This window comes from Tardiphaga sp., assembly GCF_025356345.1.
Taxonomy (GTDB): Bacteria; Pseudomonadota; Alphaproteobacteria; order Rhizobiales; family Xanthobacteraceae; genus Tardiphaga.
The window spans coordinates 1-9,823 of record NZ_JANXTC010000028.1; the positions used below are offsets into that span (position 1 = coordinate 1).

Below are 9,823 nucleotides of genomic sequence, written 5' to 3' on the forward strand. Positions count from 1 at the left end.
GCGATCCGCCGCGATCTCCATGCCCATCCGGAAATCGGCTTCGAGGAAGTCCGCACCTCCGGCATCGTCGCCGAGAAGCTCGCCGGCTGGGGCGTCGAGGTGCATCGCGGCCTTGGTACCACCGGCGTGGTCGGCGTGCTGAAGGGCAAGGGCACCGGCACCAAACGGATCGGCCTGCGCGCCGACATGGACGCGCTGCCGATGGAAGAGAATACCAACCTGGCGTGGCGCTCGACAATTCCCGGCCGCTTCCACGGCTGCGGCCATGACGGCCACACCACCATGCTGCTCGGCACCGCCCGCTATCTCGCCGAGACCCGCAATTTCGACGGCACCGTGCACTTCATCTTCCAGCCGGCCGAAGAAGGCCTCGGTGGCGCCCGCGCCATGATCAAGGACGGGCTGTTCACGCAGTTTCCCTGCGACGAGATCTACGGCCTGCACAATGCGCCGGACATGAACCACGGCGAGATCGGCATCTTCCCCGGCCCGGCGATGGCCGCCGCCGACTTCTTCGATATCAATATCGCCAGCTACGGCGCCCATGGCGCGATGCCGGAACGTTCCAAGGACGCCGTGGTGATCGCCATGACGCTCGGCCAGGCGCTGCAGACCATCGTCAGCCGCAACATCAGCCCGCTGAAATCCGCGGTGCTGTCGATCACCCAGATCCACTCCGGCTCGGCCTATAATGTGATCCCCGGCGACGCGCATCTGTGCGGCACGATCCGCACCTTCGACGAGAAGATCCGCCTGTTCATTCGCGAACGGATGCACGCCATCGCCGCCGGCATGGCCACCGCGTTCGACTGCGAGATCAAGGTCGATATCCGCGACGGCTTCAGCGTCCTGATCAATCAGGAAGAGCATTCCAAGGCGATCGAGGAAGTCGCCAGGACCGTGGTCGGCGCCGAGAACGTCATCACCGCGGTGAAGCCGAAGATGGGCTCCGAGGATTTCGCCGACATGCTGCACGCCGTGCCAGGCGCCTATTTCTGGGTCGGTCACGACGGCTCGGTGCCGGTGCATAATCCCGGCTATTATCTCGACGACAAGATCCTGCCGATCGGCGCCAGCATGTTCGCAAGGATCATAGAAACGCGGATGCCGGTGGCGGTGTAAGACGGCACGCCGTCGCAGCAGCGATAACACAGACATCTCCACGTCATTGCGAGGAGCGAAGCGACGCGGCAATCCAGAGCTACAAGCAAGGACTGGATTACTTCGTCGCAAGGGCTCCTCGCAATGACGGTGTTGAACAGATTCCCCGGACGTGCTTGAAAAAAGCAACGATAAAAACCGGGAGTGAAACTAATATGGCCTACGAGACAATTCTGTACGACGTCGCCGACCAGATTCTCACCATCACGCTGAACCGCCCGGAAAAGCTCAACGCCTATAACGCGACCATGCAGGCCGAGCTGATCACCGCGTTCGATGCCGCCGATGCCGATGACAATGTCCGCGCCATCATCGTCACCGGCGCCGGCCGCGGCTTTTGCGCCGGCGCGGATCTGTCGTCCGGCGCCGACACGTTCGATCGCGACGCGCGTCGCGGCCCGGTGAAGCGGCTCGCCGATGGCAAGGTCGATTACAGCGACCCGATGGTGCGCGATGGCGGCGGCCAGGTGACGCTGCGCATCTTCAAATGCCTGAAGCCGGTGATCGCCGCCGTCAATGGTCCCGCGGTCGGAATCGGCGTCACCATGCAGCTCGCGATGGACATCCGCATCGCCTCCGAGAATGCCCGCTTCGGCTTCGTGTTCTCGCAGCGCGGCATCGTGCCGGAAGCCGCCTCGAGCTGGTTCCTGCCGCGCCTGGTCGGCATCTCGCAAGCGCTGGAATGGTGTTTTTCCGGTCGGGTGTTCCCGGCCGCCGAAGCGCTGAAGGGCCGCCTGGTCAGCCAGATCGTCGCGCCCGACGACCTGCTGCCGACGGCGCGGGCGCTTGCAAAAACCTTCATCGACAAGACCTCGCCGGTGTCGGTGGCGCTGATCCGGCAGATGATGTGGCGGATGATGGGCGCCGACGATCCGATGGAAGCGCACAAGATCGATAGTCGCGGCATCTACGCACGAGGGCGGTCGGAAGACGTCAAGGAAGGCGTGGTGGCGTTCCTCGAGAAGCGGCCGGCGGACTTCAAGAACAAGGTCAGCGCCGACATGCCGGACTACTTTCCATGGTGGCAGGAGCGGGACTACAAGTAGGACGGCTCCGTTCCCCGGACGCGATACAGCACGCAGGGCTGCTTCGCGGATCCGGGGCCTCGGTTACTTCGGCGCAGGTAACCGGGATCCCGGCTCCGCGCAGCGGCACAAGCGTGCCGCAGCGCGTCCGGGAAACTCTACATCATCAGCGCCACCCGCCCGATCGCCTGGCGATCGATCAGCAGCCGCATCGCTTGCGCGACGTGTTCGAGTGGCAAGCGGTGAGAGACATGTGGCCGGATCTTCCCCTGCTCCGCCCATTGCATGAGCGCCGCTATTCGCGCCGCACCAATCGCCGGATCGCGGCGCGCCGCCTCGCCGGCGCGGACGCCCAGCACGCTGGCGCCCTTGATCAGCACCAGATTGGTTTTCGCCACGCCGATGCCGCCGGTGAAACCGATCACCAGCAGCCGCGCGCCCCAGTTGATACACCGCAGGCTCTGTTCAAAAATCTCGCCGCCGACCGGATCGAACACCACGTCGGCACCACGGCCATCGGTGATGCGCTTCACCGCATCGCGAAACGGCTCCGTGCCATAGAGCACGCCATGATCGGCGCCGCGCCCGCGCGCCACCGCCAGCTTCGCCTCCGACGAAGCCGCGGCGATCACCGTGGCGCCCAGCAAATGGCCGATCTCGACCGCGGCGAGGCCGACGCCGCCGCCCGCGCCATGCACCAGCAGGATTTCGCCCGGCTTGATCTGTGCGCGGTCGACCAGCGCATGATGCGCGGTGCCATGCGCGGCCAGAAACGTCGCGCCTTCCGCATAGTCGAACGGGCCCGGCAGCGGCGTCAGTTGCCGTGGTGTCACAACAACTTCGTCGGCATAGCCGCCATGGCGCAGCTTGGCGATCACCCGGTCGCCGACCGCGATGCCGTCGACATCGCCGGATATCTCGATGACATCCCCCGCCGCTTCCATGCCGGGCGTGAACGGCAGCGGCGGCTTGAGCTGATACTCGCCGGCCACCATCAGAATGTCGGGGAAATTGATACCGGCGGCGCGGATGGCAATGCGAACCTGCCCGGGCCGCAGCGATACGGACGAAAATTCCTCGACGCGCAACGTCTCGGGCGCACCGAGCGCCCGGCAGAGGATGGCTTTCGGCATCAGGTCGCATCCCCGGCGCCTGGCGCGGCGGAACGACGCCGCTGCAACGCGTCGCGCAGCAGCGGCAGGCGGTCATTGCCGAAATACATATCGGTCTGCTCGACATAGATGGTCGGCGAACCGAAGCCGCCGCGCGCCATCACCTCGTCGGTATTGGCTTTCAACTGATCCTTGATTCCCTGTTCGGCAATTCCCGCGAAGAATTTTGCCGGTTCGATGCCTGCGCGCGCGCAGATCTCCGCCAGTACTTCATCCCTGGAGATGTCCTTGTCATCGCCCCAATAGGCTTCGAAGACGCCGCGCGCGAACCGCAGCATCGCGTCTGGTTGTTGATGGCCCAGCCAGATGCAGCCGCGCATCGCCTTGACGCTGTTCACCGGGAACACCGTCGGCGGCATCCTGATCGCAACGCCGGCAATGCGCGCCCAGTCGGCGAGATCTTTTTTAGTATAGCGCGCCTTGGCCGGCACCGGCGTCTCGCGCGACTCATAGACGCTGGGATTGATCGAATTGAAAATGCCGCCGGCCAGGATCGGCCGCCACGCAATCTCCTCGCCGAATTCCTGTGCCAGCGGCTGGATGTTGTGGAAGGCGAGATAGGTCCACGGACTGGAGCAGTCGAAGAAGAATTCGATCATGGGGAATTTCCTCTCTTGGTGCGCATTCGGGCTTGTTTCATTATCCATCGAACTATCATTCGTCATTGCGAGGAGCGAAGCGACGCGGCAATCCAGAAGGCAAGAAACGCAGAAAGAACTGGATCGATTCGTCGCAGGGGCTCCTCGCAATCACGGCCGAAACGATGCCGTTGTAACTACTGCTGCTGCGCATGCGACGGCGCATCGACGCCGAACATGATCTTTCGCGCCTGCTCGTCCATCGGCTTCTTCTCCTGCTTGCCCACCGCCAATCCCGCCTGCAGCGCCGGCCGCGCGCGCAGCCGCGCGTACCAGCGTTTGACATGGGGGAAATCGTCGAGCGTGAGCCCCTGCGCCTTGTGCGTCAGGATCCAGGGAAAGCACGCGATGTCGGCGATCGAATAATCGCCGGCGATATGATCGCGGCCATCGAGCTGCGCGTCGAGCACGCCGTACAGTCGCTTCGCCTCGCGCAGATAGCGATCCATCGCGTAGGGAACTTTCTCCGGCGCATAGAGCAGAAAGTGGCCGTTCTGGCCGAGCATCGGGCCGAGCCCGGCCATCTGCCACATCAGCCACTGCATGACGTCGAACCGGGCGCGCAGATCGGTGGGCATGAAGCGGCCCGACTTCTCCGCCAGATAGATCAGGATCGCGCCACTCTCGAAGATCGAGACCGGCTCGCCACCATCGGCCGGGGCGTGGTCGACGATCGCCGGCATCCGCCCGTTGGGGCTGAGCTTGAGGAATTCCGGCTTGAGCTGATCGCCGCGGCCGAGCTGCATCGGGTGCAGCGCGTAGAGCAGGCCACACTCCTCCAGCATGATCGAGATTTTCCAGCCATTCGGCGTCGGCGCGTAATGCAGGTCGATCATGGGTACTCCCGTCATTGCGAGCCAAGGCAAATTGGCTTTGCCGATTTGCCCAGAGCGAAGCAATCCAGAGCCACAAAGTAAAGTCTGGATTGCTTCGTCGCGAGAGCCCCTCGCAATGACGGAGCATGTACAGCGGCAAACGGCCGTGGCAAAAGGCCGTGCAAATCAGGAGGATGCCCGATGTTGTTCCCCACCACGATCGCCGGCTCGCTGCCGAAGCCCGAATGGCTCGCCGAGCCCAACAAATTGTGGCCGACCTGGCGCTCGTCCGGCGACGAGCTGCTGCGCGCCAAGCGCGATGCCACCCTGCTGGCGGTCAAGATCCAGGAAGATGCCGGCATCGACATCGTCACCGAGGGCGAGCAGGCCCGCCAGCATTTCGTGCACGGCTTTCTGGAGAAGGTCGACGGCATCGACTTCGCCAACAAGGTCGAGATGGGCATCCGCAAGGATCGCTACAAAGCCATGGTGCCGCAGGTCATGGCGCCGCTGCGGCTGAAGGGCCGGGTCCACGCCTTCGAGGCACAGGCGGCGCGCGCGCACACCAAGAACAAGCTGAAGTTCACCTTGCCCGGCCCGATGACCATCATCGACACGCTGTCGGACAGCTATTACGGCGATCGCGTCAAGATGGCCTTCGCCTTCGCCGAACTGCTCAACCAGGAAGCCCTCGCGCTGCAGGCCGACGGCGTCGACATGATCCAGTTCGACGAACCGGCCTTCAACGTGTTCATGGACGAGGCCGCCGACTGGGGCGTCAAGGCGCTGGAGCGCGCCGCCCAGGGACTGACCTGCCAGACCGCCGTGCACATCTGCTACGGCTACGGCATCAAGGCCAATACTGACTGGAAGGACACGCTGGGCAGCGAGTGGCGGCAATACGAGCAGATCTTTCCGGCGATCGACAAGAGCCCGATCCAGCAGGTCGCGATCGAATGCCGCAATTCGCGGGTGCCGCTCGAATTGCTGTCGTTGCTGAAGGGCAAGATCGTGCAGGCCGGCGTCATCGACGTCGCCAGCGACGCGGTGGAGACGCCGGAAGACGTGGTGGAGACCATCGAGGCCGTCATGAAGCACGTGCCGAAGGCCAACATCGTCGCCACCACCAATTGCGGCATGGCACCGATGCATCGCGATATCGCGGAAGCGAAATTGCGCGCGCTGGGCGCCGGCGCGAAGCTGGCAAGAGAGCGATTGGGGTAAGGCTCGCACTCTCCACGTCATTGCGAGGAGCGAAGCGACGCGGCAATCCAGGGCCACACGCGAAGACTGGATTGCTTCGTCGCAAGGGCTAAGGGGAAAGCCAATTGGCTTTCCCTGACCTCGCAATGACGGCTGAGAGGTCTATCGCGGTACAGCACTCGCGTGCAGGATCGCGCGATAGCCAGTGCGCAAAGCCCTCACTGTCGACGGCGGTGTGAGCAGCGCGACATCGTTGTACGGCTCACGCGCTTCATCATAGCCCGCGAACGACCATCGCAGCGCCGTGCCCTGTACGATCAGGTAGCTCGCGTCGCCCGTCGCGATCATCGCCCCATCCGGCAATTCATCCATCGCGCATGGCAGCGGATGCAATCGCTTGGCGCGCCCGTCGAGCCGCTCGGCGTGCAACATTTTGTCGATCTCGCTCGCCTTCGCACCGGTGACGCCATTGCCCTGCTCCCATGCCGCGCGAAAGCGGTTGGCATCCTCGCGCCGGCAGTAGAAGCATGGCCGATGTCCCGCCGCGAGCGCGGTCGCTTCGTCGAGGAAGAACAATTCGGTCCAGCTTCGTGTCGCCATCACCTCGCGACGGCGGCCGCGGAAATCGCAGAGGCAGATCAGCCAGGCGGGATTGCTCCAGCGTTTGTTGAGCAGTGTTTTGGTCAGGGGATCGTGGATGATACCGCGGTTGCCGGTGAACATGCCGCGCTCAGCCGTGGCGACGATGTCGCCGAACGGGGTGACTCGGTTTCGCAGCGGCATTGTCGTCTCTCCCCGTCATTGCGAGGTCAGGGAAAGCCAATTGGCTTTCCCCTTAGCCCTTGCGACGAAGCAATCCAGTCCTTCTTCGTGGCACTCTGGATTGCCGCGTCGCTTCGCTCCTCGCAATGACGGCTGAGAGGTCAGAGGTCTTACGCCGCCCCATCCCGCATCGGCGGCTGGAACGACAGGCCGAGGTCCCAGGGAAAGAAGATCCAGGTGTCCTGCGACACTTCGGTGATAAAAGTATCGACCAGCGGCCGGCCCATCGGCTTGGCGTAGACGGTGGCGAAATGCGCGTCGGGCAGCAGGTCGCGGACCATCCGCGCGGTCTTGCCGGTATCGACGAGGTCATCGACGATCAACAGCCCCTTGCCGGTGCCACCTCCAAGCTTGTCGGTATCCGGCGAGACGCCCTTCAGCACTTTCAGTTCGCCCTGCTTGGTGTGGTCATAGCTGGCGATGCAGACGGTATCGATGATCCGAACGCCAAGTTCGCGCGCCACGATCGCCGCTGGCACCAGCCCGCCACGGGTGATGGCGATCACCGCGTGGAACGGGCCGACGCTGTTCAGCCGCCAGGTCAGTGCCCGACAATCGCGGTGAAACTGGTCCCACGACACCGGAAACGCCTTACCGGCCCGCTCCTGCGCGCTCATCTCGGGATGATCCGCCATGTTGTCCTCTTCACATTCTGTTCTCTGATGCGCCGCATGTTTACTTCGGCGCGTGCAGCACCACCAGCATCGCCTTGACGGCATCCATCGCGGCGTTAAGCTTGTCCTGGTCGCGCGAGCGCACCACCAGATTGACGTTCGGCTTCTGCGCCTCGTCCAGGAACGGATAGCTGCCGATGATCGCGTCCGGATGCGCCAAGGCAATGTCGCGCAGCGGACCGCCGATATCGCCCTCGCGCGCGTCGGCGCGTACGGTATCGGACAGCATCCGCACCCCCGACTTCAGCTTCGGCGACACGATATCCATCATCGCCTGCATGATCGACGGCACGCCGGCCATCACGATGACATTGCCGATCTTGAAACCGGGCGCCAGGATCGTCGCGCTCTGGATCAGGTCGGCGCCGTCCGGAATTCGCGCCATCCGCAGCCGGGCCTCGTTCAGATCGTCGCCGAAGCGTTCCTTGAACCGGGCCACGACCTCCGGATGGTGATCGATGGCAACGCCAAAGGCCTTGGCAATGGCGTCGGCGGTGATGTCGTCATGGGTCGGACCGATACCGCCAGTGGTAAAAACGTAGCTGTAACGCCCCCGCAGCGCGTCGAGCGCGGCAATGATCTCGGGTTCGTCGTCGGAAACGACGCGCACTTCCTTCAGGTCGATGCCGATATTGGTCAGATATTCGGCGATGAAGCCGATATTCTTATCCTTGGTTCGGCCGGACAGGATTTCGTCGCCGATCACCAGAATGCCCGCAGTTACGATATCGCTCATCAGTCTTCCCTCATCGTTCCCCGCGACCATGCGCAGGCAAGGCCTTGATGTCACGGGGTATTGCTGCCGAAACGAGCAGCTTCCCGCCGTTTTTTCAGGCAAGATCACCGCGCTGTTATACGAATTGCTCCCATTGAATGCATATCGCGCTGGCCCGCCCCTTGCTACCATCCTCAAGTGTCATGCACTCTTCCGCAGGACCTCGAAAAACAGTCAGGATTCATGGCAGTTGCGTTCGACGAAATGAATGGGCCCAATGGCGAGCTTCGCCCGGCCTATGAAGAACTCTCCCGCTGGTTGAAGGAGACGCCTCCCGACGCGCTGGAATATCGCCGGCAGGAGGCGGAACTGCTGTTCCGCCGGATCGGCATTACCTTCGCGGTCTATGGCGATTCCGAATCCACCGAGCGGCTGATCCCGTTCGACGTGATCCCGCGCATCATCTCCGGCAAGGAATGGACTCTGCTGGAAAAGGGCTTGAAACAACGGGTCCGCGCCATCAACATGTTTTTGCGTGACATCTATCATGGTCGCGACATCCTGCGCGCCGGATTGATCCCCGACGACCTGATCTTCCAGAACCCGGTGTTCCGGCCGGAAATGAACGGCCAGCAGGTCCCGCACGACGTCTATGTCCACATCGCCGGCATCGATATCGTGCGCACCAATCCAGACGAGTTCTTTGTGCTCGAGGACAATGCCCGCACCCCGTCGGGCGTATCCTACATGCTGGAAAACCGCGAAATCATGATGCGGCTGTTTCCGGACCTGTTCGCCCGGCACCGCGTCGCGCCGGTCGAAAAATATCCCGATGAGCTATTGTCGTGCCTGCGCTCGGTGGCACCGCTCAGCGCCGTCGCGGAGCCGACCGTCGCGCTGATGACGCCCGGCGTGTATAATTCGGCCTATTACGAGCACTCGTTCCTCGCCGACAAGCTCGGCGTCGAGCTGGTGGAAGGCCGCGACCTGATCGTCAAGAACGACGAAGTCTTCATGCGCACCACCGAGGGGCTGAAGCGCGTCGACGTGATCTATCGCCGCGTCGACGACGACTATCTCGACCCGCTCTCGTTCCGCCCGGATTCCGCGCTCGGCGTGCCCGGCCTGATGTCGGCCTATATGGCCGGCAACGTCACGCTGGCCAATGCGGTCGGCACCGGCATCGCCGACGACAAGGCGGTCTACAGCTACATGCCGGAAATCGTGAAATTCTATCTCGGCGAAGAACCGATCCTGAAGAACGTGCCGACCTGGCGCTGCCGCGATCCGAAGGATCTGGCCTATGTGCTCGATAACCTCGCCGACCTCGTGGTGAAGGAAGTGCACGGCTCCGGCGGCTACGGCATGCTGATCGGCCCGGCTTCCAGCAAGGCCACCATCGAGGCGTTTCGCGACAAGCTGAAGCGTGAGCCGGAAGGCTTTATCGCGCAGCCGACACTGGCGCTGTCGACCTGCCCGACCTGCACGGCGTCGGGCCTGGCACCGCGCCATGTCGATCTGCGTCCTTTCGTGCTGACCGGCCGCGAAAACGTTACCGTGGTGCCGGGCGGGCTGACCCGCGTGGCGCTGAAGGAAGG

Annotated in this window: 10 protein-coding genes; 4 read left to right on the top strand and 6 right to left on the bottom strand. The window is 63.4% G+C overall.

Features of this window, described 5'->3' with window-relative positions:
• Window positions 1-1,122: M20 aminoacylase family protein (locus Q0S16_RS01335; protein ID WP_295844174.1), on the top strand; the 1,122-nt coding region annotated here is incomplete at its 5' end.
• Window positions 1,123-1,316: 194 nt separating this feature from the next.
• On the top strand, window positions 1,317-2,207 hold the full coding sequence (locus Q0S16_RS01340) for a crotonase/enoyl-CoA hydratase family protein (RefSeq protein WP_295844176.1): 891 nt from the start codon (window positions 1,317-1,319) through the stop codon (window positions 2,205-2,207).
• 137 nt (window positions 2,208-2,344) lie between these two features.
• Here the strand turns inward: Q0S16_RS01340 and Q0S16_RS01345 are convergent, their stop codons facing one another.
• From Q0S16_RS01345 to Q0S16_RS01355, 3 genes are all read right to left on the bottom strand, one after another.
• Window positions 2,345-3,319, bottom strand: coding sequence for an NADPH:quinone oxidoreductase family protein (locus tag Q0S16_RS01345; RefSeq protein WP_295844179.1), 975 nt, complete (start codon window positions 3,317-3,319; stop codon window positions 2,345-2,347).
• Complete coding sequence (locus tag Q0S16_RS01350; RefSeq protein ID WP_295844180.1) at window positions 3,319-3,957, bottom strand: 2-hydroxychromene-2-carboxylate isomerase; 639 nt, start codon at window positions 3,955-3,957, stop codon at window positions 3,319-3,321. Before Q0S16_RS01350 ends, Q0S16_RS01345 begins: the two co-directional genes overlap by 1 nt.
• A gap of 176 nt (window positions 3,958-4,133) precedes the next feature.
• Window positions 4,134-4,832, bottom strand: a complete 699-nt coding sequence (locus Q0S16_RS01355) for a glutathione binding-like protein (RefSeq protein ID WP_295844181.1) — start codon at window positions 4,830-4,832, stop codon at window positions 4,134-4,136.
• A gap of 180 nt (window positions 4,833-5,012) precedes the next feature.
• Between Q0S16_RS01355 and Q0S16_RS01360 the strand changes: the two genes are divergently transcribed.
• Window positions 5,013-6,035, top strand: coding sequence for a methionine synthase (locus Q0S16_RS01360; RefSeq protein WP_295844183.1), 1,023 nt, complete (start codon window positions 5,013-5,015; stop codon window positions 6,033-6,035).
• Window positions 6,036-6,176: 141 nt separating this feature from the next.
• On the opposite strand, the gene Q0S16_RS01365 is transcribed toward Q0S16_RS01360, so the two are convergent.
• The 3 genes from Q0S16_RS01365 to Q0S16_RS01375 all read right to left on the bottom strand — a co-directional run bounded on the left by Q0S16_RS01365 (window position 6,177) and on the right by Q0S16_RS01375 (window position 8,246).
• Window positions 6,177-6,797, bottom strand: coding sequence for a hypothetical protein (locus tag Q0S16_RS01365; RefSeq protein WP_295844185.1), 621 nt, complete (start codon window positions 6,795-6,797; stop codon window positions 6,177-6,179).
• Between the two features lie 149 nt (window positions 6,798-6,946).
• On the bottom strand, window positions 6,947-7,471 hold the full coding sequence (gpt, locus tag Q0S16_RS01370; RefSeq protein WP_295844187.1) for a xanthine phosphoribosyltransferase: 525 nt from the start codon (window positions 7,469-7,471) through the stop codon (window positions 6,947-6,949).
• Between the two features lie 40 nt (window positions 7,472-7,511).
• Complete coding sequence (locus Q0S16_RS01375) at window positions 7,512-8,246, bottom strand: molybdopterin-binding protein (RefSeq protein WP_295844188.1); 735 nt, start codon at window positions 8,244-8,246, stop codon at window positions 7,512-7,514.
• Window positions 8,247-8,468: 222 nt separating this feature from the next.
• On the opposite strand from Q0S16_RS01375, the gene Q0S16_RS01380 reads away from it, so the two are divergent.
• A partial coding sequence (locus Q0S16_RS01380) for a circularly permuted type 2 ATP-grasp protein (protein WP_295844190.1) occupies window positions 8,469-9,823 on the top strand: 1,355 nt, incomplete at its 3' end.

Excerpts from the sequence above, each read along its gene's own strand:
- Q0S16_RS01340 (WP_295844176.1), top strand. The coding sequence starts at position 1,317 with ATGGCCTACGAGACAATTCTGTACGACGTCGCCGACCAGATTCTCACC.
- gpt (WP_295844187.1), bottom strand. The coding sequence starts at position 7,471 with ATGGCGGATCATCCCGAGATGAGCGCGCAGGAGCGGGCCGGTAAGGCG.
- Q0S16_RS01345 (WP_295844179.1), bottom strand. The coding sequence starts at position 3,319 with ATGCCGAAAGCCATCCTCTGCCGGGCGCTCGGTGCGCCCGAGACGTTG.
- Q0S16_RS01350 (WP_295844180.1), bottom strand. The coding sequence starts at position 3,957 with ATGATCGAATTCTTCTTCGACTGCTCCAGTCCGTGGACCTATCTCGCC.
- Q0S16_RS01360 (WP_295844183.1), top strand. The coding sequence starts at position 5,013 with ATGTTGTTCCCCACCACGATCGCCGGCTCGCTGCCGAAGCCCGAATGG.
- Q0S16_RS01355 (WP_295844181.1), bottom strand. The coding sequence starts at position 4,832 with ATGATCGACCTGCATTACGCGCCGACGCCGAATGGCTGGAAAATCTCG.
- Q0S16_RS01375 (WP_295844188.1), bottom strand. The coding sequence starts at position 8,246 with ATGAGCGATATCGTAACTGCGGGCATTCTGGTGATCGGCGACGAAATC.
- Q0S16_RS01365 (WP_295844185.1), bottom strand. The coding sequence starts at position 6,797 with ATGCCGCTGCGAAACCGAGTCACCCCGTTCGGCGACATCGTCGCCACG.